This window comes from Streptomyces niveiscabiei (assembly GCF_033794345.1).
Lineage (GTDB): Bacteria > Actinomycetota > Actinomycetes > Streptomycetales > Streptomycetaceae > Streptomyces > Streptomyces niveiscabiei.
In genome coordinates, this window is the sequence record NZ_JARAYJ010000013.1 from 95,537 (window position 1) to 121,617 (window position 26,081).

The following is a 26,081-nucleotide window of genomic DNA, read 5'->3' on the forward strand; positions in this document are numbered from 1 at the left end:
CCGCAGATCAGCGAGCAAAGGGTTCTCCTGCCGCACGACCTGGAGGGCGTACCGTGCACCGCCGGCACAACGGGCTCAGGACCGCAGTACTCCTCGGGGGGCTGTCCGCACTCATCGTCGTCATCGGCGGCTTCTTCGGCCGGACCGGCCTGATCATCGCCGTCCTGGTCGCCCTCGGCACCAACGCGTACGCGTACTGGAACAGCGACAAGCTCGCTCTACGCGCGATGCGCGCGCGCCCGGTGAGCGAGTTCGAGGCCCCCGCCCTGTACCGGATGGTCCGCGAACTCTCCACGCAGGCGCGCCAGCCGATGCCCCGCCTGTACATCTCGCCGACCGAGGCGCCCAACGCCTTCGCGACCGGCCGCAACCCGCGCAACGCGGCCGTGTGCTGCACGGACGGCATCATGCGCCTCCTCGACGAACGCGAGCTGCGCGGCGTCATCGGGCACGAGCTGAGCCACGTCTACAACCGCGACATCCTCATCTCCTCGGTCGCCGGGGCACTCGCCTCGGTGATCGTCTTCCTCGCGAACTTCGCCTGGCTGATCCCCATCGGCCGCTCCGATGACGACGACGGCCCCGGGATCATCGGCGTGCTCCTGCTGTCGCTCCTCGGGCCGCTCGCCGCCAGCCTCATCCAGCTCGCCATCAGCCGCTCCCGCGAGTACGAGGCCGACGCCTCCGGGGCGCAGCTCACCGGCGATCCGCTCGCCCTCGCGAGCGCGCTGCGCAAGCTCGAACTCGGCACCCAGCAGCTTCCGCTGCCCCCCGAGCCCCGGATCGAGACCGCGAGCCACATGATGATCGCGAACCCCTTCCGCCCGGGGCAGGGATTCTCCAAGATGTTCTCGACGCACCCACCTATGGCGGAGCGGATCGCCCGCCTGGAGAAGATGGCAGGTCGCCAGTCGTGAAGACCATCCTCAACGTCGTCTGGCTCGTCCTGAGCGGATTCTGGCTCTTCCTCGCCTACCTCGGCGCGGGCCTGCTCCTCTGCATCACGATCATCGGCATCCCCTTCGGGATCGCCGCCTTCCGCATCGGCGTCTACGCCCTGTGGCCCTTCGGCCGCACCACCGTCGAACGCCGCGACGCCGGCGCGCCGTCCTGCGTCGGCAACGTCCTGTGGCTCGTCCTCGCCGGCTGGTGGCTGGCCATCGGCCACATCGTCACCGGCCTCCTCCTGTGCGTCACGATCATCGGCATCCCGTTCGGCATCGCCAACTTCAAGCTGATCCCGGTCTCCCTCATGCCCCTGGGCCGCGAGATCGTCCCGACGGACGAGCCGTTCGGCGCCCGCTGAGCCCTGCCGGGGAGGGGCAGCCACTTCGGGGTGAGCGAGTTGTCCACAGCCGGGTGGTCGTCCACAGGCCAGGGCGATTGTCAGTGGCGGCGTGCACGATGAATGCATGACCGAGCACGAGCAGTCGCTGACCCGGGTGCTGAGGAAGGCCCGCACCACCCGGCCCCAGGGCCGGAGTTCACTCCCCGCCGCCGTCGACGCCGAGGGCGCCTGGTACCTGGACCCACCGAGCCTCGCCCAGTGGCTGGAGGACCAGGTCGAGGAGAAGGGCTGGTACGGGGAGCCGGACGAGGACGTCGAGACGGCCCCGTGGGCGGAGTTCCGGATACGTACGGCGGCGTGAGCACCGGATCCCCGTGCGGCGAGCCTCTGCGATCGGCCCGCTGAGAGCTCACCCTCGCCCCGGCACCAGCCTCCGCCGCACCCCGTACGCCACCGCGCCCAGCACCAGCACCCCAGCCCCGGACACCACCGACCCCCAAGGAAGGGAGAACGCCAGCAGCAGACACCCCGCGAGACCGACCACCGGCACCAGGCGCGCGAGCGGTGCCGGGGACAGGGTCCACGCCGAGGCGTTGGCCACCGCGTAGTACAGGAGGACACCGAAGGAGGAGAAACCGATCGCCCCCCGGACGTCGAGAGTGGCGGCCAGGACGGCGACGACCGCGCCGACGGCGAGTTCGGCCCGGTGGGGGACCTGGAAACGGGGATGGACGGCGGACAGGGCGATTGGGAGATGCCGGTCACGGGCCATCGCGAGGGTCGTCCGGGACACCCCCAGGATCAGGGCGAGCAGCGACCCCAGCGCGGCGACGGCCGCACCGGCCCGCACCACGGGGACCAGCCCGGGCACCCCCGCCGCACGCACCGCGTCCACCAGCGGAGCACCCGCCCCGCCCAGCCCGCCGACACCGAGCACCGAAAGGACGGCGACCGCCACACACCCGTACACCACCAGCGTGACGCCCAGGGCGAGCGGGATCGCCCGGGGGATCGTGCGCGACGGATCCCGCACCTCCTCGCCCAGGGTCGCGATCCGCGCGTACCCCGCGAAGGCGAAGAACAGCAGCCCGGCGGCCTGGAGCAGCCCGCCCGCCCCACCGGAGAACCCGATGTCCGCCGGCCCGGCGCCGGACCTCTCGGCACCCTCCGCCCCCAGGCACACGGCCACGACGACCACCAGGACCGCCAGCACCACGGCCACGACAGCCCGCGTCACCCACGCCGACTTCTGGACGCCGCCGTAGTTCACCGCCGTCAGCACCAGCACCGACGCGACCGCCACCGCGTGCGCGTGGGCCGGCCAGACGTACAGCCCCACGGTCAGCGCCATCGCCGCGCACGACGCCGTCTTCCCGACGACGAAGGCCCACCCGGCGAGGTACCCCCAGAACGCGCCGAGGCGCTCCCGGCCGTAGACGTACGTACCGCCCGAGGCGGGGTAACGGGCGGCCAGCCGGGCGGAGGCGGTCGCGTTGCAGTAGGCGATCACGGCGGCCAGCGCGAGGGCGGGCAGCAGACCGGTACCGGCAGCCCGCGCGGCGGGCCCCAGGGCGACGAACACGCCGGCCCCGATCATCGCCCCGAGCCCGATCACGACGGCGTCCCCGAGCCCCAGGGTGCGGCGCAGGGAGGCGGGAGAACCGGAGGGGAGGGTCATGGGCGGAGCCTTCCGGAGAGGGGAGCCTCGGGGTGACGGAGGCCGGGGGCCTTGGGGTGACGGAGACCGGGAACCTCGGGGTGGCGGAGACCGGGGATCTCGGGGTGGCGGCCGAGGGGCGAGGCTGCGGGCCGGAGGCGGACGGGGCCGACGCCTTCCGAGTGGTCCCGCAAGGGCCCGCGCCTCGACCGGACGCGGTGAGGCCAGGGTCCCGCAGACAGGCCGAGCCTCGACGCGCCGGCCGCCGAGGCGCCGGGGGCGGAGGGCGACGGACCGCGCCACGATGCGCCGGGTGCCGACACGCGACGGACCGGGCCTCGACGCGCCGAGCCGTGACGCGCCGAGTGCCGAGGTGCCGGCGTGTGACGGGCCGCCCCTCGGCACCCCGGCCCGCAGCCCGCCAAGGGCCTCGCGCCGGGGTGCCGGTGAGGGGCCGGGCGGACCGGCGCGTGTGTCATGGGCCGCACCCTAATGACCAGGGGAACCGGCGCGTACCGGCAGGACGTCGTCCACACCAACACAGAACGAACGCACGTGCGGCGCCGGATGCGGGACGCGTGGACATCACCGGCCACCCGACCCGCGACTTTCACCGGACCCACACGGCCGGAACGGCGGACGCACAGCGCGGAAGGGCAGGTTCGGGGCATGGGCATCGTCAGTTGGATCATCCTGGGACTGTTGGCCGGAGTGGTCGCCAAGGTCCTGCTGCCGGGCCGCGACCCGGGCGGCCTCATCGGCACGACCCTCATCGGCGTCGCGGGCGCGTTCGTCGGCGGCTGGATCTCGGCGCGCTGGCTCGACCACCCGGTGACGAAGGACTTCTACGACGGCGCGACCTGGGCGGCGGCGATCGGCGGCTCGCTGGTGCTGCTGATCGTCTACCGCATCCTGTTCGGCAACTCACGGGACTGAGCCGCACGGAGGCGAACCCCGGACCCACCGAATCCCGGCCCCACCGAACCCCCGGACACACCAGAAGGGCGGGCGTCGAGGCGCCCGCCCTTCTGGTCCACCGGCCCGCGGACTACCGGTAGTTCACGAACTGGAGCGCGAAGTCGAAGTCCTGCCCCTTCAGCAGGGCGATGACGGCCTGGAGGTCGTCACGGCTCTTGGAGCTGACGCGCAGTTCGTCACCCTGCACCTGGGCCTTGATGCCCTTGGGGCCCTCGTCGCGGATGAGCTTGGCGACCTTCTTCGCGTTCTCCTGCGAGATGCCCTCCTTGACCTCGGCGAAGAGCTTGTACTCCTTGCCGGAGAGCTGGGGCTCACCCGCCTCCAGCGCCTTCAGCGAGATCCCGCGCTTGATGAGCTTCGACTGGAAGACGTCGAGGACAGCCTTGACCCGTTCCTCGGAGTTCGCCTCCATCAGGATCTTCTCGCCGGACCACGAGATCGAGGCGCCCACGCCCTTGAAGTCGTAGCGCTGCGAGATCTCCTTGGCGGCCTGGTTGAGGGCGTTGTCGACCTCCTGCCGCTCGACCTTCGAGACGATGTCGAAACTGGAGTCGGCCATGTCCTGTGGCTCCTTGTATCGGGGGGCGTGTCGAGTGCGTGGCGGCGTCCTCGGGGGCCCGTGCCTGTCCCGGCACAGCCCCGGCCACGTCCGGACAAGCCTAGCCACCCGATCACCTCCGGGCGCAGCTCAATCGGGTGGCGGACCACCCCTCCCCATCGGGTATTGTTTACGTCGTTGCCGGGAAACACCGCCGAAAAGCGGTTCGACCAGGTGACAAAACCCCGGCGGTGTGCCCGAGCGGCCAAAGGGAGCAGACTGTAAATCTGCCGGCTCAGCCTTCCCAGGTTCGAATCCTGGCGCCGCCACGCTGAGAGAGACCCCCTCTGGCCAGGAAAACAACCTGGTCAGAGGGGGTCTTTCGTTGATCACCTCTGTTCGACTCGCTGTGGACGGGACGTGGACGTGTCTCACCTCGTACCGCCCATATCCCACCGTCGATCAGTGCGTGTCCCCCAGGTGTCCCCCGGGGGTGAGCATGATCACTCGGGCTCGTTCCACTCCCGAAGTGCTGCGTCGATCCGGCTGTTCGCACGCTCCCGTGTCTGGTCAAGCACCTTGGCGTACACCTTGTGCAGTACCGCGATGCTGTGTCCGGCGCGGCGGGCGCACTCCATGGCGTCCACCCCAGAGCTGAGCCAGAACGAGACGCCGGCGTGCCGGAGGTCGTAGGGGCGGCGGGCCAACAGCGAGGCTGTCTCCGACTCGGTCAGCACATCCTTCCGAGCCTTTGCCCACACCTCCCCGTAGCCGGTCTCTTGTAGCAGGCCGTCGCGGTTCGTCCGGAAGAGCCGGCCATCGGGCGCCGTGCCGTGCGTGGTGATGTGCTGGCGCAGTAGACGGACGAAGTGCGGCGGGATCGGTACCGGACGGGAATCCTTCTTGGCGCGGGCCTTGAGATGGCGCGTCTCGTGCGCCGTGCCGTCGTCGGTCCAACTCCGTCCGGCGCGGACAACCCCCTGCCGCAGGGTGAGCATCCCCCACCCCGTCTCCGGAAGGTGGCACTGGCTCGCACGCAGTCCGGCGGCTTCGGCGGGCCGCATGGCCGCGTAGTACAGGCACCCGAAGAACGCTTCCAGGTGCCGCCCACGCGGGCCCTGCTCACGAACCCCTGCCAGCAGGGCGCGAACCTGGCGAGGGTTGGCGACGCTCTCGGGGTCCACCGCTTCCACGGACTTCGGGGCGGTCCACTTCACGGCCTTGATCGGGTTGACCGGCATGGTGAAGTACTGCTCTTCCACGGCGAGCCCGAGAACGTCGCTCAGGCAGGCCCGCTTGCGCTTCGCGGTGCGCGGCGACGCCTCTTTCCCATCCAGCCGTAGGGACAGGGCATCCAGAGCCAGGCGTACGGTCGCGGGGTCTTCCATGGCGGAGACCGGCATGGAGTGCTTGGCGATCCAGGTGAGGGCGCGGGCCACATCGTCCGGAGGGGTGTCGTTCCAGCGGTTCCGGTTGTATGCCCACCCGTACAGCGCGCGCCGCATGAGCGCGCTGTCGGGAATTCCCGTCTTGGTCTTCACGAGGGCGGGGGTGATGGTGGCTAGTGCGTCGGCGTAGTTCTTCCGCGACTTCGCCGGCGCCAGTGCCCACTTGCGGTCGACGTACGTGCGACTGTGCTCGTACCACGTGATGGAGCCCTGCTTGGCGCGTAGTTCGGATACGGGCAGGCCCGTCTCTTCGTCGAACTGGTCGCCGCGTCGTACGGCGGACATGAGTTCCGAACGGCGGCCTTCTGCCTGCACCTTGAGCGTGTAGCTCTTGGAATGCTTGCGCTCCCCGACCAGCCACCGCAGGCGATAAGGCTTCGGGCGATCCTTGCGAACCTCGATGGCGTAGAGGCGAACGTCGTAGGTCAGTGCCATATGAACTCCAAAGGGGCCCGCCGGAAGCGGGCCCCTCGTGTCTCGTGTGTGCGGGAGGTGGTCAGGCGGCAGCGTCTTCCATGGACGACCACCACGCGTCGAGGTCAGCGCGGCGGCAGCGGAGCTGACCGTTGGGGAGCTTGATGAGCTTCGGGGCCTGGCCCCGGGCGCGCATGCGGTAGAAGGCGGCGCGGCTCATCTCGATCTCTTCGAGAACCTCGGGGAGTTTGAGCATCTTGGGGCGAGCCATTGTTGCGACTCCTCGTCTCGGGCCTTCTGGGAATCCGCAACATCCGCCACACCGCAACATTGCTGGTCAGCGGCTTGGATCTGTGGCGGATGCCGTTTCTGTTGCGGATAGGTGCCGCCGCGCGGGGTCCGCGGCGGCACCTTCGGACGCGGTTGGTCAGCTAGCGATGCGGAGTTGGCGTGTGTCGGTTTCCGCGGACAGGTGGCGGCTCTCGGAAGGGTCTTCCGCCACAGATTCACCCTCGTTGACCTGCGATGTTGCGGACGTTGCGGTTGTTGCGGACTTCTCGGGGGGCGGGGGGCAATAGCGGGTCCAGGCGTCGCTGAGGTCTTCCGCGTAGTAGCCCTTGGGGGTGCCGCTGCCGACCCGGATGCCGCGGGGCTTGATGGGGGTGTTGTCGGGGCGCACGTACTGGCTCAGGAGTTTGGACAAGCCGCGCGCCGTGAGCGGCTTGGTGCTGTGCCCGTCCTCACTGAGGTCGGCCCACGGGGCGTCATCGAGCCCCAAGAGGACTTCCAGGATGGCGGCGGTGGGCATGCGGTCTGCACCGCAGAACACGCGGTCGCGCAGGTCCGTCAGCAGGCGCACCCCGAGGGATGCCTCATCCCCCTGGGACGCGGCCTTGATGAGCGCGACGCATGCGGCACGGGCCCGATCGGGCCAGTGTCCGCCGGCCGCGTCGGCGACTGCCAACAGGGGCTCCCACACGTCCGCGGGTCGGTCGGAGACTCCCTCGGGCATCTCCGGCCAGGCCGTGGCGACCTCGTTCCTGATGGTGTCGGCCCACTTGGCGAGCCGGTCCCGCAGGGCGTGGCCCTGCTTCTCGTGGACGCGTCGGCGGTAGGGCTCGGCCTTCTCGTTGGGGGCCTTCTTGCGCATCCTGATGATGACCGAGCGAGTCAGGATCGTGTCCGGCAGGGAGCCGAGTCCGGCCATGGCTACGGCGCAGAACGAAGAGAACCACTCGGTGTTCTGGTTGGAGCCGTCGCCGACGCAGCGCAAGGACTTGGCGCCGCGCCGGTAGCCGGAGTTGAGGAAGCCGCGAACCTCTTCGTTGCCGCCGGCCTTGGGCCCGAACACGGTGTCGATCTCGTCGAAGAGCAGGGTCGGGGTTCCTCCGTCGGCCTCGACCAGCCGGAAGAGGGCGTTGGCTGAGGCGTTGACGGTGGTGGCCGCGCGGGGGGTGAGAGTTTCCACGATCTCTAGCGCGCGGGACTTGCCCGATCCCGGTTCCGGTGAGAGGAAGGCGAGGCGGGCGGTGCCGTCGAACGAGTCGATCAGGTGGGCGTGAGCGTCCCACAGAGCAACGGCGGTGTAGGCGGCTTCGGTGGGGAAGACGTTGAAGCGGCGGTGGAACGCTTCGACCTCATCAAGCAGGGCCGCGCCGTCGATCGGCGGTGCGGGGGTGTTGGTGCTGGTCATGCGGCGTTCCTCCTTTCCTGGGTGGTGCGCAGCGGGCAGAGGTCGCGGTGGGCTGTGTGGTCGGCGATCAGGGCGTGCACCTTGGCGTGGCCGATGGCGCTGCGGTCCCTGCCGCACAGGCACTTGGAGGTGGCGGTGGGGGTGGCGCCGTAGGGCGCGCGGATGGTGAGCCAGGCCACGGGGAAGCGGCCATCACCGGGCGGCGGGCCGCTGGGGTGCCGTTCGGGGGGAAGGGCTGAAAGGACGGCCTTACGGCCGTCGTCCTTCGTGCCACGGCCACCGCCGGGGGTGGCCGGAGACAGGCGCGTTCGGCTCGATGCGGCTCGGGTGGGCGTTTCAGGCCCGCGCTGGGGGCTCAAGCGGCCTCCCGCGGTCGGCAGGTGCGAATCGACCAGTCCAGGGCGCTTTGGATGGTGGTCCGGCACTCGCCGGTGGACAGTCCGGCCGTCTCCCCGGCCGCCTGAAAAGCCTCCTCCACCACGTCCCGAGCGATCTCGCCCCATGCGACGAATCGGCCCAGGGCGCGGGCGCCCGCCAGCAGCCGGTTGTTCCGGCCGCCTTCCCCCGTCGCGCGCACGGCGGCCGTCTCGCGTTCCAGCGCCACCGTGGCGCGGTGGGTGGCCTGCCCTGGGATGAGCAACGGGGCAGGCACAGCAGCGGGCTTGGGCGCCGTCTGGAGACGCTGCAACAGCCACCCGGGTAGGACGACCGCCGGAGCGTCGTCGGTCACCTCGTAGGCGCCCTGCGGGGTGGTGCTGCCCGAGGCGACGATGTTGCCGCCCCACGCGCGGGTGTCGACGTTCGGCGCCACGGTGCGGGCGGTGCACGGCAGATGGACGCCGGGCGGGGCGGTGAAGTACAGGTGCATGCCGCCGGAGGGCGTCCGCACCGTGTAGGTAGTCGGCCAGGACTGTCCGGCGCGCTCGCAGAGCGCCAAGAAGGTCGTCGCGCCGCAAGGCGCGTCCGAACTGCCCTTCCTGTTCTTGTCCTTGGGCATGTCCAGGTCGACGACGACCAGGCCGGAGGGGCCGGTGGCGATGCCGACGTTGAACGGGCCCGCGCCCCATGCGGCGCGGATGCGGTCGGGGTCGGTGGTGGCCCGTGCCTCCCATTTCACGTGCCCGCCGGCGCACGCGCCCGTCATGGGGCAGGCGCGTTCGCCGTGCAGTGCTGAGCCCTTGCCACCGGGCCGAAGCGGGTGGACGTACCAGCCGCGCGCGGCGGCCGTCAGAGCCGCGTCCAGCAGGTGCGTGGTCATGCCGCAGCCCTCCCGTCCGGCCGCGCGGCCGTGTGGGCGCCCAAGAGCAGGCCGTAGGCGTGGTGGGCCTGTTGGGGCACCACCCCGTTACCGATGATCTTGAGTTGTTCCTTGCGGGGGATGTCGGGCACGGCGGTGACCCACCCGGCGGGAAGGCCCATGAGCCATTCCGCGAACGCCGGCGACAGGCGCCGGTTGCCCCGGGTACCGGGCTCGGTCGGGCAGGGCGCCGGACGGCCGGTGACGTGTTCCCACCGACGGATGGCGGGCCCGTAGTCGGTGCCGTCCGTGGCCACCCACCGGTCATCGAGCCGCACGGCCTGGCCAGGCAGGTAATACCGGCCCGCCGTGTCGCGCTGGTTCGGCCCGCCATGCGGCCCGTCCGACGCCTTCGGGGTGGGCAGCAGGTTGACGACCACCTCGTTCAGCGGGCGTGCGTTCCTGCCCAGCAGGTTCGAGGCGCCCGACTTCCAGTCCCGCGCCGCCGGGGTGGGCAGCAGGCTGCGGACAGCGTCCGTCAGGGTGCTGCCGTACCCGTTTCCGTACGGTGTTCCGTCGGCCCTGAAATTCGCGGTCCCCCTCGAATCGGCCGCTGTGGGCGTGGGGAGTAGGCGGGTCACGGCGCCGGTCAGGGTGGGGTTGCCGCGGGAGTAGGTGAGACTGCCCCGCCCGCCGTCGGAGGCGACGGGGGTGGGAAACAGGCTCAGCTCTCCGGGGGCGCCGGCAGCCTGGTCACGGCGGTGCGCAGGTTCATCCCGCCCTTGCGCTTCGGCGACGTGCCCGGCCCGCCAGTGCCGTCCGAGGTGGTGGGGGTCGGCATCAGCGGGATGGGCAACTGCGAACCAGCGGTCCCGCGGGTGCGGGGCGCCGACTTCGGGGTCACCAGCTCGTAGACATGTCCACCGCGTGTCATACCCGATCGCGGCCAGGTCCGCGGCGACGACGTCCAGCCCCCGCGAACGGAGCGCCGCCACGTTTTCCAGGAAGACGTAGCGCGGTCGAATGACGCCCACAGCCTGAGCGACGTTTTTCCAGACCCGCGACCACTGGCCATTGATCCCGTCCCTTCGTCCGGCGTTGGAGATGTTGCGGCAGGGGAAACCCGCGCCGATCACGTCCGGCGAGTACAGGTCGCGGACGCGGTTCCAGTCCACAGCCGTGATGTCCCCGAGGTTCGGGGCGCTGGGGTGGTGTGCGGCGAACGCCTTGGAGGCGTGCGGGTCGTTCTCGGCGAACGCGACCGGCACACCGCCGGTCCCCGCGCGGATCGCTTCTTCGAGTCCGCCGTAGCCGGCGCACAGGGCGACGACCCGCGGCGGCGAGCCGGGGGCTCGCCGGATGTCGGTAGGTTGAGTCATGCTGGGTGGTCTCCAGTTCTCTGAAACGGTGCTGGAAACCGGGGCGGTCGCGGATCTTTGGCGAGATGAGGCGACCGCCCCGGGCGGATCTAGAACGGCGGCTCGTTGCCCTGCTCGGGCCGGTTGTCCCCGGTGTTCCACGGGTCACCGGACGCGGCGGCGCCGCCGTTTCCGCCGGTGCGCTTGGCGTTGATCGTGACGGTGGTGAAGCGCAGCGAGGCGCCGATCTCGTCGACCTCGACGGCGAGCATCGAGCGGTTCTCGCCCTCCGGGGTCTGCCAGTCGTGCTGACGGATCCGCCCGGACAGCACCACCCGCGAGCCCTTGCCGAGCGAGTCGGCGACGTGTTCGGCGAGCGCGCGCCAGGCGGCGCAGCGGAAGAACGTGGACGTGCCGTCCTTCCACTGGTTGGCCTCGCGGTCGAAGGTGCGCGGGGTGGACGCCACGGTGAACTTGGCCAATGCCTGGCCGGACGCGGTGAACTTCAGCTCCGGGTCGGCGGTCAGGTTGCCGATGATGGTGATCGGGGTCTCTCCGAACGACATGCTCTGTCTCCTTCTCAGCCGTGGAAGTGGCTGCGCTTGATGACGGCCTTGCGGATGTTGACCGTGGTCCTGCTGTCGCGGTGGCCGGTGGCGCCGAAGATCTGGATGGCGATCCAGCCGCCGAAGATGACCGCGGCGAGGGTGATGAGCTGGGTGATGAACGCGGTCAGGGCGGCGATGAACGAGGTGAGCAGGAACAGTCCGCCGCACACCGCGCCGAACCCGATGCCCCCGAGGGCGATGTTCGCGGCCGTCCGGGAGACGGCCGGCCGCGTGGCGACCGGTACGGGGAGCGGGGCGGGTACGGGGGTGAGGCTGTAGCCGGTGACGACCTGGCCGTCGGGCAGCACGATCGACTGCACCGCCGGGGACGTGTTCGGCTGCACGGGAACCAGCGGCGCCGGGATCGGCGGGTACATGGTGATCGGTTGGGGGTGGTGGACTTCGACGGCCGCGGGCCGTTCGAGGTGACCCATGCGGACTCCTTCCGGGACGGCCGTGGGCCCGCGCGCAAGGGTGTGCGCGGGCCCACGGGCGGAGTGTTACGTGACGGTGTTAGGGGGTGTGATCGGCCGCTGTTAGGGCGGGTAACACGTGCGCCTGCCTAGGGGTTTGGGTGTTAGGCGGGCGTAACGCGTTACGGGTGTCAGGCGGCTGTGAGGGCGGGGACGATGCGCCACCGGCCGGTGGTGTTGGTGGCGTCCAACCGTCCTTCCTGAGCGGCCTCTTTGAGGCGCAGGGAGACCCAGGAACGGGACAGGCTGTGCCGGTCACACCAGTCGGTGAAGTCCTTCGGGCCGACGACCATGCGGCCCTCGTCCTCGAACTCTGCCAGTGCCTGAGCGAACAGCCGCCGCGCCTCCTCGGGGGAGGGCTTGTGCCCGGCTTCCTGCCCGAAGATCGGGGCGTCGTCGCCCTGTTCCGGCTCGGGGAGGTCAACCTCCGGGTCGATGTCCTGGTCTTCGGGGTCGACCAGCAAGCCGCCCTGTTCCATGTCGTCCTCCTCCGGGACGGCTCGCAGGGCCGCCGGTTGATGGGGCTGGTCGTCGCTGTCTGCAGTGGGGCGGCCGGTGTAGGCGCGTCCGGCCACCGATGACGCGGCGCCCGCGGTGACGGGGTCGGCGGTGGCGCCGTTGTGCTGCGCCCACGCGGCCAGTTGCTCCATGACGGCCACGGCGCGGGTGGTGAAGCGGCGCGTACGGCCCGGGGAGGGGTAACGGTCCTCGGGGATACCCGGGGAGACGACGTAGCAGTAGCCGGGGCGGCGGTTGCCCCACGCGCCGGGGTGGGCGCCCGCGTCCAGCACCGTTTCCGGCAGCGAGAACCCTTCGTCGCGGGGGTCGCATCCGAGTGCGATCACGGACGGGAGGGAGGCGCGGGTGGAGGTGGACATCTGGTCGTACGAGGGCCGCTGCAACGAGACGATCAGGGAGATGCCCGCGGAGCGGGCTTCCTGGGCGATCCCGGTGAAGGTGTCGTCCCCGAGCGCGCGGAGGGTGTTGGCGGCTTCCTCGAACCAGGTGACCAGGAACGGCATGCCCTCGCAGCCGCAGGCGCGGCCGTCGGGGCGGCAGGTGTGCTCGGGGTCGTTCTGCGTCTGGGCTGCCGCGGGTACCCACTGGCGGTAGCCGTGGGCTCCGAGCCAGCGGGTGCGGGCGGGAATGACGGCTTCGACGGCCGCCACCATGACCTCCGTCTGGCTGCCGCCCTCAACACCCCAGTCCAGACCCGGCCGGAGCGGGGCGAAGTCCTGGAACGCCTTCGGGTCGGAGAACCAGATGATGACGTCCCGCCGCGAAAGGATCTCCGTCTGGAGATTCAGCGCGGCGTCGCCCTTGCCCGAACCGGTACCGCCCGCGATCAGGACGTGAGTGGAGTTACGGCCCGCGTCCGGGTCGCCCGGCAGCCACAGGTGCAACGGGGCGCCGTCGTCGTATCGGCCGATGAGCAGCGGATCGGCGATCGACCCCCCGAGGTTGGAGGGGCCCTCCCATTCGACCACCTCGGACAGCATGTCCTCGGGGACGATGACCAGTTCGCCGCGGCGGACGGAGCCGGGGTCGGGGGTGTAGCGCACGGCGGACGTCGGCAGGTCAAGCGCGGACGCGATCCGGACCAGGGCCTTGGCGACGTCGTCGTTGGTCTGCTCACCCGGCTGCAACGCGATCGGCGCGGTGACCCGGTTGGGTTCCACCTTTGCCGCACCGATCTGCGCCCGCGCCAGGCCCACCTTTTCCAGAAGGCCCCCGTCTGAACTCCCGGTGGCGCCGTCGGGGTTGTGGCGCATGACCATGCGCACGTTCCACGACAGCGCGACCGCCGGGCCGCCCATCAGGAACAGGTCGTCGATCGGCCCGGCGGTGGGTCCGGCCAGACAGGCGGCCGTGACCCACGCCGACCCGGCGGCCACGGTGACAGCCGAGTGCAAGCGACGCTGCTTGCTGATGCCCTTGCCCGCGGCCCACGCCACCCCTGTGAGGGCGACGGAGGCGAGGGTGAGTCCGACGCCGGCCGCCGCGCTGTCGGGCCACTTCTCGTGTCCGATGGCTCCGGCCGCGCCGGTCGCCAGCCAGCCGAGCCACGGCGGCAGGTGCGGCTTGGCCCGGTGCAGGAGGTAGGCGCGGATGGTGCCGTTCTCCGGCCCGGCCTGCATCTGCGGCAGGTAGCCGGGCATGCCGCCGTCGGGGTAGTAGGCGCTCATGTTGGTGTCGCGGGCCATGGCCCAACCTCCTTACTGCTGGGCCCAGTTCATGACCGGCTGTGCCGGCTTGCGGGCGCGGTGACGGACGCGGTTGATCTCTTCTTCGAACTCCTGCTGAAAGATCGAGTAGCAGGAGGCGGCGTTCTTCGCCGCGTCTCGCAGGGCGTCGGCGGACTTGCGCATCTTGCGGGAGACCTTCCGGGCTCGGATGCGGGAGCCGAACGCGCGGCCCTCCGGGTCCGGCACGGCCGCCAATACGCCCTGGATGATCTCGGCAGCCATGGCCACCTCGATGGACAGCATCACGCCGGCCGCCCGCAGGCTGTTGCAGTAGTTCCGCACCTGTGCCGGGGAGCCGAACTCCGGGGCGGGCAGCAGAGAATCGGAGTGCCCGCGGCCACCACCCCCGCCCCGGGCGTCGCCCGGGTTCTTGGTGTTGTTGACGGTGACGTTGATCGGCGGGACGAACGAGCTGCCCATCGCGCCGACGAATCCGCCGGCCGCGGCACCGATACCGGCTCCCGCGTTGGCGAACTTGTTCGGCTTGGGCCCGTTGCCGTTGCCGTTGGTGCGGGCCCGGGTGGGCTGCGGTCGCTGCCCGCGCTGACCGTTGGTGTTCTGCGCCATCAGACAATCTCCTCAGGTCAGTGGGTGCGGCGGACGATGAGCCAGGCGGACTGAGCGATGATCAGGCCCAGCAGCCAGACCAGCCCGAGCGAGCCGGCGAGCGGGCCGAACCCGGCGGCCAGCGCCGCCCACGCACCCGCGAGGGTGGCGAGCGCGGCCAGCGCGATACGCCAGGCCAGCGTGGAACCGTGGCCGGGCCGACGGTGCTGCATGATGCCGAGCCAGACCAGCGGGGCCACGGCCAGCGGAGCGAGTACCAGCCCGGACCACCAACCCAGCATGTGCAGGAGGGCGGTCACGACCAGGCTGAGCACGGCGAAGCCGGTGGGGGCGAGTGCGCGGCGGAAGCGCCACAGCGCCCGCCCGAGGAAGCCGAACGCCTCGCGAGTCAGGGAGGGTCGGTCGGGAACGACGATCAAGAAGGGCTGCGAGCGGCGCCCGCGCTGATGCGGGATACGAATGGTGTGGACACCCGCAGCGCCGCGGGATCGGGTACGGCTGGACACAGCAAGACTCCTTGATGGGAGGGGTGGTTGAGGGTGCTGTGCGGGTCAGCTCTCCGGGTCTGCGCCGGGTCTGCGAGCGTGCCGCTCGCCGGGGCTCACCAGGTCTGCTTCACTGGGGTTCGACTGCTTCCGGCAGTCGCAACGAGGGCCAGCCCAATTGGCGTGGGCTGGTCCTCATTGATGTGTGCCGGACGCCGGTTACGGCTGTGCGTCCTCCGCGTCGATCAGCGCGGCGTACGCCTTGCGCACCCGCTCTTCCTTCGCAGAGAAGCCCGCCGCGCGGTAGGCGGCCAGGGCCTTGCGGTAGGACAGCGGGGGGTTCTCGGAGTGGCGCAGCCACCGCAGGACGACGGTGAGCTGTTCCTCGCTCAGCGGCTCGCCCGGCTCGGGGGTGTCGACGCCGGCCACCACCGCGACCTGAGCCAGGCCCGACCAATCCAGCGGGGTGTGTCCCTCGCCCTGCGAGCCGGTCAGTTCCGGTGTCGGGGACACGGCGCCGACCTGGGGGGACACGGGGGACACACCCGGGGACACGGCAGGGGACACGCCCCCGTCCGACCACTGGCCCAGCACCCGGGCCAGGTCCTCATCCGAGAACAGCGCCGGAATCTCCTCGGGGGAGTCGGTGGCCGGGTGCTCTGTGGTGAGCTTCGTCAGCTTCTCGGCTGCCTCGTGGCGCACCTTGTGCGCCTTGCCGCGGGCCTTGCGCTCCTCGCGCTCCAACGCGGCGGCCGTCGTGTGCCGGTCGGCCTTGGCCCGGGTGACCGCGCGGCCGATCGCCACCTGATCCCGCGTCGCGCTGCGCACCGCGTCGATCTGCGCCTGCGCCGCGGGAGAGATCCGAGTGGCCTCCCGTTCCACGGCCATGATCAGCGTGGCCTTGGCGGCGGCCGGAACGACCGCGCCGATGACCGCGACGACCGGCGATGCGTACAGCAGGCCGTGGGTGAACAGCACGCCGACCGAGGTGACCAGGAACAGCCACCCCAGCGTGGCGGGCAGCGTCGCCTTGGAGCCCTGGCGGCGGTGCGCGGTTTCCATGGCCAGCGCGTACAGCCACACCGCGTCATAGATGCCGGCCACGGTGTAGGCGAGCGGCGCCGGAGCCTGGTGAGAGAGGATCTCCCCGACCGCGTAGACAGTCCAGCCCAACGAAAGGCCGGTCAGACCGGCCGGCAGACTCCAGTGCACCGCCCGGCGGGCGGCCTTCTTCCAGTCCATGTGATCACTCCTTGTTCTAGTCGTCGGGGTAGGCGCAGGGGACGCAGACCCCGAGGGATGAAGGGATGACGTATCCGGCGTCCCGGCGGCACTGCGGGCAGGTGCGGCGCGCTTGCATCGCGCACGCCAGTGCCCGGCGCTTGGCCGGGGTCATCGGCCGGACCGGCAACGCTTTGTCGAGCCGGTAGAGGTAGGCGACCAGCGGCCCGCGCCGGTACCGGGGCCGGAGTATCTGGCCGGCGATCGGCTGACCGCCGGGGCGCAGGCCGCGGGCCCGTAACTGCCGTCTGGTCGCGAGCCCGTCGGGCGCACACCGCCACGGCCACGTGGGGATGCCGAGCCGGGCGCCGTTCGGGTCGAAGCACTTGCCCCACGCGGTCATCAGGCTGAAGCCCCGGACAGCTCCGGGGCGGGAACCTCGGCAAAGCCGGTCAGTTCCAGCGTGGCGCCCGCGTACTCGACAGACGTCTTGAGGACGCGCGTAAGGCCGTCGCTTTGGAGGCCATGGACCACGGCGCCGGGGGCGATGCCCAGCGCCTCACGCCACGACTCGAACGCGCCCAAGTCGTCGTAGAAGCTCAGTTTGACCTGGTCGGGGAAGATGTCGGTCACGTTCACTACCGGCGCCGGCAGATGCCCGAAGTCCACGGTCAGCAGACGCAGTGCCCGCAGGGCCACGGCCAAGTCATCGAGCGTCACAGCCTCGCTCATGCCGCAACCCCCCGACGCGCAACGCGGCGGCGGGCGGGGCGAGCCAGCGGGACCACGTTGAACAGGTCCGGGTTCTCGTCGACCACCCGCGCGGCCAGGCGGATCAGGTCGTCGGGCAGGCTGCGGAACTCGGGGTCGGTGAGGATGTCGCGGGCCGCGTCCAAGCGGGCCGCGCGCTCCGTCTCGCTCTCGCCCTCGACTCCGAGCCACAGTTCCAGCGGGGTGCCCAGTGCCAGTTCCGCGAACTCCGTAGCAGTAACAGCCTGATGACCAGCAACGATGTACTTCATGGGACGGACTCCAGTGAGACGGGAACGGCCCGAACAACAGCGGCTCCGGTGTTCCAGCACCGGAGCCGCGAGCCGTTGAAGCGGATGGATCCGGCTCCCCACGCCCCGCCCGTACGGCCGCCGCGCACAGGCGCGGGCCGGACGGGCGAGGGAGGCAACCGGCGCAGCATCGAGCGCTGCGAAGCCAGGAAGAGGCGAACCGGGAAGTCGTTCAGGCGCCGCCGGCCGGTTCATCCCGGCGGCGCCTCAGGTATGTCGTCGGCCCATGCCGACCTCCCGCGAGTAGCAGGGACACGGCTTTCACCGGTACGCCGTTGCCACAGCGGACCGGCCCCGAGCCGGGAACATCGGGCGCGTCATCGTCACTGCTCTGACGCCAGCAGGGCGGCGCGTACCAGGTGGCAGCCGACGGGTTGACCTCCCGTGAGGGAGGGATGATCCCGAGGGCTGTTCTCCAGAGCTGACACGCAGGGCGGGACAGGTTCACCCGCCACGAAGGGGCCGCCATCGGCCGTCACCCGGGCCGATACGGGGACGGGGAGTCACACCCCGTCGACCTTGAATCCCTATTGAATTCTCAAACAACTGACGCTGACTTCGTACTGACCCCTGCGGGCTTTCCTCCGGGCGTTGGTGCAGTTCCGAGGCGGTGCGCCCGTGCTTCAATGCGGGCATACCGGGACACGGTGACCCTCGGTCGGCGTTCCGACCGGCGGGCACATCCCTAAGGTTCCCTAGGGTTCCCTGCGGTGTCAAGCGGTAAGCTAGGGAACCTCAGGGAACCGAGACGAAGGAGCAGGTGAAATGGCCGGTCAGGCCGACAATCGGGCGCCGTACGCGAAGATTGCCGCCCACTACGCGGAGCTGATCACGTCCGGCCAACTACCGCCGGGAACGCTCCTGCCGAGCATCAAGAACCTGTCGGAAGAGTGGAGCGTCAGCACGGCCACAGCCGAGAAGGCGTTGCGCAAGCTGCGCAATGAGGGCATGGTCCGGGGCATCCACGGGATCGGAACGGAAGTTCTAGACCAGCCGGGCCCGATGTCGTCGGGATCTCAGCGTCAGGACCGGGGGCGCCGCACAGGATCAAGTTGGGGGTCCGGCGAACGGTCCGACTCGCACAAGGCTGGCGTGGTCCCTGCGCCTCTCGATGTGGCGCAGGCGCTCGGCATCGAGCCTCGCTCCGACGTGATTCGTCGGAGCCGGGTGTATCGGGACCGGCACGGCATCGTGGCGCACAGTACGTCTTGGATCCCGGCTCGATACGGGAAGCTGATCCCGCAGTTGGCGAAGGGCGAGCGGCTGACCGGGGGGACCTCACTCCAACTCATTGCTGAGGCGACCGGCCTCCCGATCAGTCATCGGATCGACACCGCCTCAGCGCGCCTGTTGACAGCGGAAGACACCCAGCTCTTGGAGTTGGACCCGGAGAACCCGCCAGCGGAACCCGTGGTCGTGATGACCGCGAAGTTCATCGACAGCGAGAACAACGTTGTGGAATACGGTGTTGACCTCGGTGGCCCTGGTCGCACCTGGCGGACGGAATCGGAGGTTTCCCCGTGACGACCTTGGATGACACGCTCTTGAGCGTGCTTGAAGATCGGATGGGCGCTCTACTCGCCGCTCGCCGTACCGGCACGCTCGAACCTGAAGCCGAACTGGAAATCCTCACGATCTCCCAGACCCTCACGAGACCGATGACCACACGTTCGCCGTTCTGTGTCCTCATGGCTGGACTCCCCGGCTCCGGCAAGACCACGCTTTCCCGAGTCCTCACCGATCGCGGGTTCGTACGCCTGTGCCCGGATGAGGAGATGTACCGTCGGCACGGCGTGTACGGGGTGGACTTCCCGCGGGGCACTTTCCCCACCCTTGAGCGACCCGTCCTTGAGGATGTCGCGGTTGAGTTGCGCGACCTGCTTCAGTCAGGGCGTGATGTCGTGGTTGACCATGGCTTCTGGACTCCGGAAGATCGCGCTCGGTGGCGAGCCATCGCGGCCGACGCCGGCGCGACTTCGATACTGGTCTATCTCGAAGCGAGCCATGACGAACTCTGGTCAAGGATCAACAAGCGCAACGAGTTCCACGCCGACGATCCGAACTCGATCTACTTTTCCGAGAGCGACCTTCAGCGCTACCGCACCCGTTTCATTCCGCCGGGGTCAGGCGAACCGCACCTTACGTACCACGGCGATCCTGCGGGCGTGATCGCAGCGTTGGGCAGTGAATGAGCGCCCTTGGTCTTCCCGGCGACCAAAAATACTGTTCGGCTAACGGTCAGTGCTGCGCTCGCGCCACGTCGCAGGTGCCGCAGTCAGGTTCTCAGGATCCTAGTTCCGCAGCAGCTAATGCGTCAATCTCTACGTCATCCGTAGTCGGATTCCAAAGCTCTCGGGGGCCCGTAATATGTGTTATCCCAATGGTCTCCCCGTAAGGGAAGGCTTTATCTCTCGAAATGAAGTAGTCGGCTTTCATCCGAATCGCCGTGGCAAGGTGGGTAGCGTCGGGACCCCTGAGTCCGTGATTCGCTGCGAGCTGGCGAACCTCCCTGGCAATCAGTATGTCGACCTCAACCCACTGTATTTCGAGGTTCTCTAGATATTCATCGACGATGCGGTCTCGCTCATCTGGGTCTACGTCACCCTTTTTGCCGTTCAGCTCGACAAGCAGAAGCGTCGAAGCGACTAGCTGGATGTCGCCCCTGTAGGCCGCTCGAAGAACCTTATAAGAGTTTGGCCACAAGCCCTTTTCTTTCTTTATGACGTTGAAGAAGATATCTGCGTCAACGTACACCAAGGGCTCAGGCACTTCTCACCTGCTTCAGGTATTCTTCGGTACTGAGATCACCCGTTATCCGAGGGTTGATGCCAAGGATGCTTGCCGGGTCGATGGGGCCTCGGGGATCGGGAAGGACTTCAAGATCTGTCATCTGCAAAGAAACAGCCTGCCCTTCCGAATTCCTCTGTAGGACTCCTGAAGCAATAACGCGACGCCCCCACGCGCTTCGCAGCATCTCGCTATGATCGCTATGAGCGACAACGCGAACGGCGTGTCGGGTTCTCGGATCGCGAATCAAGGCCCTCGGCGAGCTACCCCTGCTGTGACTCAGAACGTCAAGTGTTCCCGTTACGCTGGAAAATGCGCTCTTAGCCGGAAGGACGGCTTGTGTAGCGTTGGTTACGGTACCTTCATCAACGACGGCTGTGTGATGATCGCCATTCAAACTGGTAACCGCAACCTGCTCAATTCCGCCGGGGCCAATATGTTTCCCGATATGTCCCACGCGGGCAACGGTTCGCTCGCTGAAGAACGGAGGAATCTTTGGCGATTCGGTAAGCATTTCAACGCCGTCAACGAAACCGTTTAGCGGAGCTGCAATGGACTGTAGCGACCGCTTAGCGGGGACAATGGCCGGGACGAGGATAATCCGAATGTCCCTGCCCATTGTCATGCCTTTGATTGCCCACCGAAGTCGAGGGCTGCGCACCGGTAGGGCTGTTCGATCGACCTCTTCAAGGGACAACCTCACCTCACCAAGAATCTGGGTGTAGGTCTTGAGGTCGAGGCGAGACGATGTGGGGGCGATGCGCACTTCTAGGGCGCTGTCTTCACGGACGGCTGTGGTCACGGCTACACCCCTCTCCTGCGTCTAGCCCCATCGTCGCACCATGGTGTGACATAGGGGGGTCGTGCGTGCTGTCCTTTGCCGGGTGGTCGAGGCTACGGAGGTTCGGGCCGGAGCGCTCCATCGTTGATCACCCAAGTGACTCAATCGTTACACGATCAGTTACTACCCGGCTTGGCGGTGTGGCACGCCAGGCAAACCACCGGGGCACCACAGGCCTCATGTCGTCGTCCGGTTCGAGTACTGCGTACGTCCGTGGCCCCTTATGGGGGGTGGTCCCAGTTCAATCCTGGGGCTTCCGTGGGTGATTGACTGCAAGCTGCTGGCGATCTACCTCTCTGTCGGGATCGTCCTGACGTGGAGCACCAACTGGCTCATCACGCGAGTGATCGAACCGAAGGTGATCAAGATGCGGAAGCGCATCGGCAAGATGGAGATCCATGAGGTGGTGGTGGGAATGATCTCAAAGTGCGTGGGATGGATGGGCTCGAAGGCGACCGTCTTCATTCTCGCGGAAGCTGGAGTAATCGGAAGCTCGTCCCCGCTTAAGGGGCCACGGTCGCACTGATGAGCAAGCGCATGGAGCGGCGGTTCCCCCAGGCGTCCCCCGGGGATGCCTGGGGGAACCGAATTTCCTGGTCAGGGCCCCCAGAGCCAGCCCGCTGTAAATCTGCCGGCTCAGCCTTCCCAGGTTCGAATCCTGGCGCCGCCACACGGGAACGCAAGGGCCCGTGATCCACTCAAGCAGTGGATCACGGGCCCTTCGTCATGGGCGCCCCCGCGACGGCTCATGAAGAAGATCACACCCCCTACGGCGCCGGCTCGCGTGCGGTCCGTTTCACCTCCGCCTCGATCTCGCTGCGGGGGCGTTCCCCGGCGCGGGCGTGTTCCGTCACCGCCGCCTGCGTGTCGCGGGCGAGATCACGCCAGGCCCGCCAGGCCGTCTCGTACGTGTCCGTCCGGGTCTCGGACCACGGGGCGGCCGTGGGGGAGCCGTAGCTGTCGAGCAGGTCCCGTACGCGCGTATGCGCCTCGTCGGCGGCGCGCTGACGTTGCACCAGTTCCTCGAAGGTGTGTGACACGGCACCGGATGCTAGGGAGCTGATCGCACTTTTCCGCGCTGCCGCGCAGCGTGCCGCCAGGCCGTACCCGCGTGGCCCACTGAGGCACACTGACCTCATGTCCAGCCGCCGCAGAACCTGCCCCGAGTGCCGCCGCGAGATCGCTGTCGTCGCCGGACGGTTCGCCCGGCACGACCCGCCCGGCGCCCGTGAGGCCGGCGAGCTGACGTCCTGCCCCGGCTCCCGCCGCCCCGCCCAGCTCGGCGCCGCCCAGCCGTCGCTGGACGGCTTCACGGTCCCGGAGTTCCCGGGCCAGATGCCCCTGTTCTGACCCACGCCCTCAGTCCTGCAACGACCCTGAGGCCCCGTCGGTTCCCGGCGTCAGTTCCCCGCCACCGACTTCACCGCCACGGACACCGGCGTGGAACCGCCCACCAGCTCCAGAGTCAGCCCCGCCGTCGCCGGTGTCTCCAGCAACTCCGCGAGTACGGCGGCCACATCGTCGCGCGGAATCATGCCGCGCCCCGTACGCGCCTCCAGGCGCACCAGCCCGGTCCCGGCGTCGTCGGTGAGGCCCCCGGGCCGCAGGACGGTCCAGTCGAGGGCGTCCAGGCTCTGGACGTACGCGTCGGCGGCCCCCTTCGCGCGCAGGTACGCGTCGAAGATCTCGTCCCCGGCGTGCCCGGCGTCCGCGCCCATCGAGGACACGACGAGGAACCGGCGCACGCCCGCGCGTACGGCCGCGTCGGCGAAGAGGACCGCCGCCCCCTTGTCGACGGTGTCCTTGCGCGCGACCCCGCTGCCCGGCCCCGCGCCCGCCGCGAACACGGCCGCGTCGGCGCCCCGGAGAACCCCGGCGACCTCCTCGACGGACGCCGACTCCAGGTCCAGGACGACCGGTTCGGCGCCGGCCGCGCGTAGCGCGTCCTCCTGCTCGGCCTTGCGGACGATCCCCGCGACCTCGTCCCCGCGCGCGGCGAGCAACCGCTCAAGCCGCAACGCGATCTGACCATGACCTCCGGCGATGACAATGCGCATGCTGTCGACCGTACGCCCGCGAAGCCCCGTCCGCCGCACGGCTCCCATTAAGTGTGACGGTCAGTAAATATGACCAGCACCGCCGCTCCCGCGAGCCCCAGACTCAACCCCCTACGACACCTCCCCCCGCCCCTGCCGAGGCAGCCCCAACTCCGCGGCCACAGCCGAATTGCAGTACTCCCGCACCGCACTGGTCCGCGCCACCACCCGCCCCCGATGAATCACGATCCGGCTGTAGGCGAGCGACAACGCCCCCGCGAGCCGCTCCCCCCGCACCGCCAGCAACTCGGCCGGGAACCCCGCCTCCACCCGCACCTCCGGCAACCCGAGCACCACGCGCGCGGACGCGCTGACGGCGTCGTACGCGTCCTCGGGCCGCAACCCCTCGCGCGAGGCCAGCAGATACGCGGCCTCCAGCGGGTCACCGCGCCCCACGGGGTTGGAGACGTCCCGCAGCGCCCCGCTCCCGGCGGCGACCCGCACCCCCGCCGCCCGCAGGAGCCGCACAGGGGCCGTCCCACGGCCCTCCACGGCCCCGCAGGAGCCCTGGGGGAGGCAGACGACGGTGACGCCCGCGGCGGCGAGCTGGTCGGCCGTACGGGAGGCGTGCTCGGCGGGCAGCGCCCCGCAGGGGCCGAGCGTGACGCCGGGCCGCAGGCCCCCGCACTGCGCGGCGATGCGCGCGAGGCGCCCGGGGTCGGCGGCGTCGGTGTGCAGGTCGACCGGGCAGCCGTGCTCGGCGGCGACCTCCAGGACGGTCTGGACGTACCCCGTCGGGTCGGGGTCGAGGTCGGGGCAGCCGCCCACCACGCCCGCGCCCATCTTCAGCGCGTCCCGCAGCATCGCGAGCCCGTCCGCGCCCGCCACCCCGGTCAGCAGCCGGGGCACCGCCACGGCCGTCAGCTCAGCGAGCCCGCGCAGCGAACGGCGCGCCTGGAGGACGGCGCCGAGCGCGCCGAGCCCCTGGACGTCGCCCACGCGCACGTGCGCGCGCAGGGCGGTCGCTCCGTGGCCGAGCTGGAGGAGGGCCGCCTCGGTGGCGCGCCGCTGGACGTCCTCGGGGGCGTACGACACCGGCCCGTCCGTGTCGGCGGACAGCGCGGTGTCCGCGTGCGCGTGCGGTTCGGCGGGGGCGGGGAGCAGGAGGTAGCCGGAGAGGTCGACGCGGCCCCCGCGCGCGGGAGGGCCGGTCAGGCTGCCCGCCGTACCGACGGCCTCGATCCGGCCGCCGCCCAGCCGTACGTCCACGGTTCTGCCGTCGGTGAGCCTGGCGCCGCACAGCAGGAGGGCCGACGGGTCCTGCCGGCCGCCGGAGGATCCGCCGGAGGACGGCGACGGGGACGGCTGAGGCTGGCTGTCGGGCATCGCGCTCCAAAATCTCGGGACGGCGAAGGGGCCCCGGTCCGAGGGGCTGGAAGATCACACAGAGTGAGTCGAGCCTAGGGCGGTCGTCCGGTGCTGTCAGGGAGGGACGAAATAGTCGTACCGGTGTGGTCCGCCGTGCGGGGGAGGCCCCCGAGACCCTTGTGACAGGCCGGAAACCGGGCCCGCACAGGGCTGGACAACGGATTTGGGTGAACGCCCGGGGAGCGTGTAATGTCTTCCTCGCTCGCCCCAATAGCTCAGTCGGTAGAGCGTCTCCATGGTAAGGAGAAGGTCTACGGTTCGATTCCGTATTGGGGCTCTGGTGAGAGAGGTTCCCGCCGCAAGACTTCCGGTCGCGGGGCGGGAACGGATCTCATCACAGCGGTGTAGCTCAGTCGGTAGAGCAAGCGGCTCATAATCGCTGTGTCACCGGTTCAAGTCCGGTCACCGCTACGAACAGTAGCCGATTGTGGGGTCGGTCCTTCAGTCGGCTACTCTTTTATGCGTTAAACCAATCTATCCGTTCGTCAAGGAGCACTCACGTGGCTGCCACCGACGTCCGCCCGAAGATCACGCTGGCCTGCGTGGAGTGCAAGGAGCGGAACTACATCACCAAGAAGAACCGGCGTAACAACCCGGACCGACTGGAGATGAAGAAGCACTGCCCGCGTTGCAACGCGCACACCGCGCACCGCGAAACGCGATAAATCAGGCTCGTACGTGAGGCCGTCCCCGAGAGATCGGGGGCGGCCTCACGTCGTTGAACAGGCAGTACCGGTCAGTAGAGCAACCAGAGAGGTGCCGGACCCATGGCGCTCGACCAGTCCTTCGTGGGGCGGAGCTACCCGCCCACCGAGCCCTACGAGGTGGGCCGGGAGAAGATCCGCGAGTTCGCGGTGGCGGTCGGCGACGACCACCCCGCGTACACGGACCCCGAGGCCGCCAAGGCCCTCGGCCACCCGGACGTGATCGCCCCGCCGACGTTCGTGTTCTCCATCACCTTCAAGGCCGCCGGACAGGTCATCGAGGACCCCCAGCTGGGCCTCGACTACAGCCGCGTCGTGCACGGCGACCAGAAGTTCACGTACGTCCGCCCCGTGCGCGCGGGCGACCGGCTGAGCGTCACCACGACCATCGAGGCGATCAAGTCGATGGCCGGCAACGACATCCTGGACATCCGCGGCGAGGTCCACGACGAGGCCGGCGAGCACGTCGTGACCGCCTGGACCAAGCTCGTGGCCCGCGCGGTCACCGAGGAGGCGTGAGGAATCCCATGACGGCGAAGATTTCTTACGACGAGGTCGAGGTCGGCACCGAACTGCCCGCCCGCACCTTCCCCGTGACCCGTGCCACGCTCGTGCGCTACGCGGGCGCCTCCGGCGACTTCAACCCGATCCACTGGAACGAGAAGTTCGCCAAGGAGGTGGGCCTCCCGGACGTCATCGCGCACGGCATGTTCACCATGGCCGAGGCGGTCCGCGTCGTCACCGACTGGACCGGTGACCCCGGCGCGGTCGTCGACTACGGCGTCCGCTTCACCAAGCCCGTCGTCGTCCCCAACGACGACGAGGGCGCCCTCATCGAGGTCACCGCCAAGGTCGCCGCCAAGCTCGACGACAACACCGTCCGCGTCGACCTCACCGTCACCAGCGCCGGCCAGAAGGTCCTCGGCATGTCCCGGGCGGTCGTCCGCCTGGCCTGAGCCTTTCCGTACGACAGGCGCGCGCACGCGTACGTCGATGTAAGGGGCGTTCTCCAT

Annotated in this window: 33 protein-coding genes and 3 tRNA genes; 14 read left to right on the top strand and 22 right to left on the bottom strand. The window is 69.5% G+C overall.

All coding sequences use genetic code 11. From position 1 onward, the window contains the following. Positions 1-53: 53 nt before the first annotated feature. The 3 genes from htpX (at position 54) to PV682_RS19900 (ending at position 1,649) form a co-directional block, all read left to right on the top strand. A complete protein-coding gene (htpX, locus tag PV682_RS19890) occupies positions 54-917 on the top strand; it encodes a zinc metalloprotease HtpX (RefSeq protein ID WP_055722815.1) in 864 nt (287 codons plus the stop codon). Then, the gene (locus tag PV682_RS19895; RefSeq protein WP_055722814.1) at positions 914-1,306 is read left to right on the top strand and encodes a YccF domain-containing protein; all 393 of its coding nucleotides are present in this window, start codon (positions 914-916) and stop codon (positions 1,304-1,306) included. Before htpX ends, PV682_RS19895 begins: the two co-directional genes overlap by 4 nt. Positions 1,307-1,412: 106 nt before the next feature. Then, the gene (locus PV682_RS19900) at positions 1,413-1,649 is read left to right on the top strand and encodes a hypothetical protein (protein ID WP_319731659.1); all 237 of its coding nucleotides are present in this window, start codon (positions 1,413-1,415) and stop codon (positions 1,647-1,649) included. 48 nt (positions 1,650-1,697) lie between these two features. Here the strand turns inward: PV682_RS19900 and PV682_RS19905 are convergent, their stop codons facing one another. Continuing rightward, a complete protein-coding gene (locus PV682_RS19905; protein ID WP_319731661.1) occupies positions 1,698-2,966 on the bottom strand; it encodes an APC family permease in 1,269 nt (422 codons plus the stop codon). 648 nt (positions 2,967-3,614) lie between these two features. Between PV682_RS19905 and PV682_RS19910 the strand changes: the two genes are divergently transcribed. Then, the gene (locus PV682_RS19910) at positions 3,615-3,881 is read left to right on the top strand and encodes a GlsB/YeaQ/YmgE family stress response membrane protein (protein ID WP_055725401.1); all 267 of its coding nucleotides are present in this window, start codon (positions 3,615-3,617) and stop codon (positions 3,879-3,881) included. Positions 3,882-3,993: 112 nt separating this feature from the next. Here the strand turns inward: PV682_RS19910 and PV682_RS19915 are convergent, their stop codons facing one another. Next, positions 3,994-4,482 carry a YajQ family cyclic di-GMP-binding protein gene (locus tag PV682_RS19915; RefSeq protein WP_319731663.1) on the bottom strand — a complete coding sequence of 163 codons (489 nt, stop codon included), beginning with the start codon at positions 4,480-4,482 and terminating at the stop codon, positions 3,994-3,996. A gap of 226 nt (positions 4,483-4,708) precedes the next feature. Between PV682_RS19915 and PV682_RS19920 the strand changes: the two genes are divergently transcribed. Beyond that, positions 4,709-4,790 (top strand) — tRNA-Tyr (locus PV682_RS19920). 174 nt (positions 4,791-4,964) lie between these two features. Here the strand turns inward: PV682_RS19920 and PV682_RS19925 are convergent. From PV682_RS19925 to PV682_RS19995, 15 genes are all read right to left on the bottom strand, one after another. Then, positions 4,965-6,344, bottom strand: coding sequence for a tyrosine-type recombinase/integrase (locus tag PV682_RS19925; protein WP_319731665.1), 1,380 nt, complete (start codon positions 6,342-6,344; stop codon positions 4,965-4,967). 61 nt (positions 6,345-6,405) lie between these two features. Then, positions 6,406-6,594: a helix-turn-helix transcriptional regulator gene (locus PV682_RS19930; RefSeq protein ID WP_319731667.1), complete on the bottom strand. Its 189-nt coding sequence runs from the start codon at positions 6,592-6,594 to the stop codon at positions 6,406-6,408. 156 nt (positions 6,595-6,750) lie between these two features. Further along, complete coding sequence (locus PV682_RS19935; protein WP_319731668.1) at positions 6,751-8,016, bottom strand: DUF3631 domain-containing protein; 1,266 nt, start codon at positions 8,014-8,016, stop codon at positions 6,751-6,753. Beyond that, positions 8,013-8,195 (bottom strand): hypothetical protein, encoded by a 183-nt coding sequence (locus tag PV682_RS19940; protein ID WP_319731670.1) that lies wholly within the window; start codon positions 8,193-8,195, stop codon positions 8,013-8,015. The genes PV682_RS19935 and PV682_RS19940 overlap by 4 nt, the downstream gene beginning before the upstream one ends. A 176-nt stretch (positions 8,196-8,371) precedes the next feature. Then, on the bottom strand, positions 8,372-9,274 hold the full coding sequence (locus PV682_RS19945) for a bifunctional DNA primase/polymerase (protein ID WP_319731672.1): 903 nt from the start codon (positions 9,272-9,274) through the stop codon (positions 8,372-8,374). Next, positions 9,271-10,632: a DNA cytosine methyltransferase gene (locus tag PV682_RS19950; RefSeq protein ID WP_319731674.1), complete on the bottom strand. Its 1,362-nt coding sequence runs from the start codon at positions 10,630-10,632 to the stop codon at positions 9,271-9,273. Before PV682_RS19950 ends, PV682_RS19945 begins: the two co-directional genes overlap by 4 nt. An 89-nt stretch (positions 10,633-10,721) precedes the next feature. Beyond that, positions 10,722-11,177 (bottom strand): single-stranded DNA-binding protein, encoded by a 456-nt coding sequence (gene ssb / locus PV682_RS19955; RefSeq protein ID WP_319731676.1) that lies wholly within the window; start codon positions 11,175-11,177, stop codon positions 10,722-10,724. Between the two features lie 14 nt (positions 11,178-11,191). Next, a complete protein-coding gene (locus tag PV682_RS19960) occupies positions 11,192-11,653 on the bottom strand; it encodes a hypothetical protein (RefSeq protein WP_319731678.1) in 462 nt (153 codons plus the stop codon). A 170-nt stretch (positions 11,654-11,823) separates the two neighbouring features. Beyond that, positions 11,824-13,851, bottom strand: a complete 2,028-nt coding sequence (gene traB / locus PV682_RS19965; protein WP_319731882.1) for a plasmid transfer protein TraB — start codon at positions 13,849-13,851, stop codon at positions 11,824-11,826. Positions 13,852-13,908: 57 nt separating this feature from the next. Then, entirely contained in the window at positions 13,909-14,505 is a 597-nt protein-coding gene (gene traA / locus PV682_RS19970; RefSeq protein WP_319731680.1) for a plasmid transfer protein TraA, read from the bottom strand. 17 nt (positions 14,506-14,522) lie between these two features. Further along, on the bottom strand, positions 14,523-15,011 hold the full coding sequence (locus tag PV682_RS19975; RefSeq protein WP_319731682.1) for a hypothetical protein: 489 nt from the start codon (positions 15,009-15,011) through the stop codon (positions 14,523-14,525). A 198-nt stretch (positions 15,012-15,209) separates the two neighbouring features. Beyond that, positions 15,210-16,232 (bottom strand): hypothetical protein, encoded by a 1,023-nt coding sequence (locus PV682_RS19980; protein ID WP_319731684.1) that lies wholly within the window; start codon positions 16,230-16,232, stop codon positions 15,210-15,212. A gap of 16 nt (positions 16,233-16,248) precedes the next feature. Next, complete coding sequence (locus PV682_RS19985; RefSeq protein ID WP_319731685.1) at positions 16,249-16,614, bottom strand: RRQRL motif-containing zinc-binding protein; 366 nt, start codon at positions 16,612-16,614, stop codon at positions 16,249-16,251. Further along, complete coding sequence (locus tag PV682_RS19990; RefSeq protein ID WP_319731687.1) at positions 16,614-16,943, bottom strand: hypothetical protein; 330 nt, start codon at positions 16,941-16,943, stop codon at positions 16,614-16,616. The genes PV682_RS19985 and PV682_RS19990 overlap by 1 nt, the downstream gene beginning before the upstream one ends. Then, positions 16,940-17,233, bottom strand: a complete 294-nt coding sequence (locus PV682_RS19995) for a hypothetical protein (RefSeq protein ID WP_319731689.1) — start codon at positions 17,231-17,233, stop codon at positions 16,940-16,942. Before PV682_RS19995 ends, PV682_RS19990 begins: the two co-directional genes overlap by 4 nt. A gap of 804 nt (positions 17,234-18,037) precedes the next feature. On the opposite strand from PV682_RS19995, the gene PV682_RS20000 reads away from it, so the two are divergent. After that, entirely contained in the window at positions 18,038-18,796 is a 759-nt protein-coding gene (locus PV682_RS20000) for a GntR family transcriptional regulator (RefSeq protein ID WP_319731691.1), read from the top strand. Further along, complete coding sequence (locus PV682_RS20005) at positions 18,793-19,464, top strand: AAA family ATPase (RefSeq protein WP_319731692.1); 672 nt, start codon at positions 18,793-18,795, stop codon at positions 19,462-19,464. Before PV682_RS20000 ends, PV682_RS20005 begins: the two co-directional genes overlap by 4 nt. Before the next feature lie 91 nt (positions 19,465-19,555). On the opposite strand, the gene PV682_RS20010 is transcribed toward PV682_RS20005, so the two are convergent. Beyond that, complete coding sequence (locus PV682_RS20010; protein ID WP_319731693.1) at positions 19,556-20,041, bottom strand: type II toxin-antitoxin system VapC family toxin; 486 nt, start codon at positions 20,039-20,041, stop codon at positions 19,556-19,558. Then, positions 20,034-20,861 (bottom strand): hypothetical protein, encoded by an 828-nt coding sequence (locus tag PV682_RS20015; protein ID WP_319731694.1) that lies wholly within the window; start codon positions 20,859-20,861, stop codon positions 20,034-20,036. Before PV682_RS20015 ends, PV682_RS20010 begins: the two co-directional genes overlap by 8 nt. Positions 20,862-21,162: 301 nt before the next feature. Here PV682_RS20015 and PV682_RS20020 point away from each other — a divergent pair, with 301 nt between their 5' ends. Then, positions 21,163-21,426: a hypothetical protein gene (locus tag PV682_RS20020; protein ID WP_319731695.1), complete on the top strand. Its 264-nt coding sequence runs from the start codon at positions 21,163-21,165 to the stop codon at positions 21,424-21,426. Between the two features lie 241 nt (positions 21,427-21,667). Here the strand turns inward: PV682_RS20020 and PV682_RS20025 are convergent, their stop codons facing one another. After that, positions 21,668-21,940 carry a hypothetical protein gene (locus tag PV682_RS20025; protein WP_319731697.1) on the bottom strand — a complete coding sequence of 91 codons (273 nt, stop codon included), beginning with the start codon at positions 21,938-21,940 and terminating at the stop codon, positions 21,668-21,670. Positions 21,941-22,037: 97 nt separating this feature from the next. Here PV682_RS20025 and PV682_RS20030 point away from each other — a divergent pair, with 97 nt between their 5' ends. Then, on the top strand, positions 22,038-22,250 hold the full coding sequence (locus PV682_RS20030; RefSeq protein WP_319731699.1) for a hypothetical protein: 213 nt from the start codon (positions 22,038-22,040) through the stop codon (positions 22,248-22,250). A 50-nt stretch (positions 22,251-22,300) separates the two neighbouring features. On the opposite strand, the gene PV682_RS20035 is transcribed toward PV682_RS20030, so the two are convergent. Together PV682_RS20035 and PV682_RS20040 are read right to left on the bottom strand one after the other, a co-directional pair. After that, positions 22,301-22,957, bottom strand: a complete 657-nt coding sequence (locus tag PV682_RS20035; RefSeq protein ID WP_319731701.1) for an SDR family oxidoreductase — start codon at positions 22,955-22,957, stop codon at positions 22,301-22,303. 111 nt (positions 22,958-23,068) lie between these two features. Continuing rightward, complete coding sequence (locus PV682_RS20040; RefSeq protein WP_319731703.1) at positions 23,069-24,322, bottom strand: amidohydrolase family protein; 1,254 nt, start codon at positions 24,320-24,322, stop codon at positions 23,069-23,071. A 246-nt stretch (positions 24,323-24,568) separates the two neighbouring features. Here PV682_RS20040 and PV682_RS20045 point away from each other — a divergent pair. From PV682_RS20045 to PV682_RS20065, 5 genes are all read left to right on the top strand, one after another. After that, positions 24,569-24,641: transfer RNA gene (locus PV682_RS20045), tRNA-Thr, on the top strand. A gap of 61 nt (positions 24,642-24,702) precedes the next feature. Next, a tRNA-Met gene (locus PV682_RS20050) sits at positions 24,703-24,775 on the top strand. Positions 24,776-24,864: 89 nt separating this feature from the next. Then, positions 24,865-25,029 carry a 50S ribosomal protein L33 gene (gene rpmG, locus PV682_RS20055; RefSeq protein WP_003948671.1) on the top strand — a complete coding sequence of 55 codons (165 nt, stop codon included), beginning with the start codon at positions 24,865-24,867 and terminating at the stop codon, positions 25,027-25,029. A 102-nt stretch (positions 25,030-25,131) separates the two neighbouring features. After that, positions 25,132-25,587 carry a MaoC family dehydratase N-terminal domain-containing protein gene (locus PV682_RS20060; protein WP_319731705.1) on the top strand — a complete coding sequence of 152 codons (456 nt, stop codon included), beginning with the start codon at positions 25,132-25,134 and terminating at the stop codon, positions 25,585-25,587. An 8-nt stretch (positions 25,588-25,595) separates the two neighbouring features. Beyond that, the gene (locus PV682_RS20065) at positions 25,596-26,024 is read left to right on the top strand and encodes a MaoC family dehydratase (protein WP_112476976.1); all 429 of its coding nucleotides are present in this window, start codon (positions 25,596-25,598) and stop codon (positions 26,022-26,024) included. The last annotated feature ends 57 nt before the right edge of the window (positions 26,025-26,081 follow it).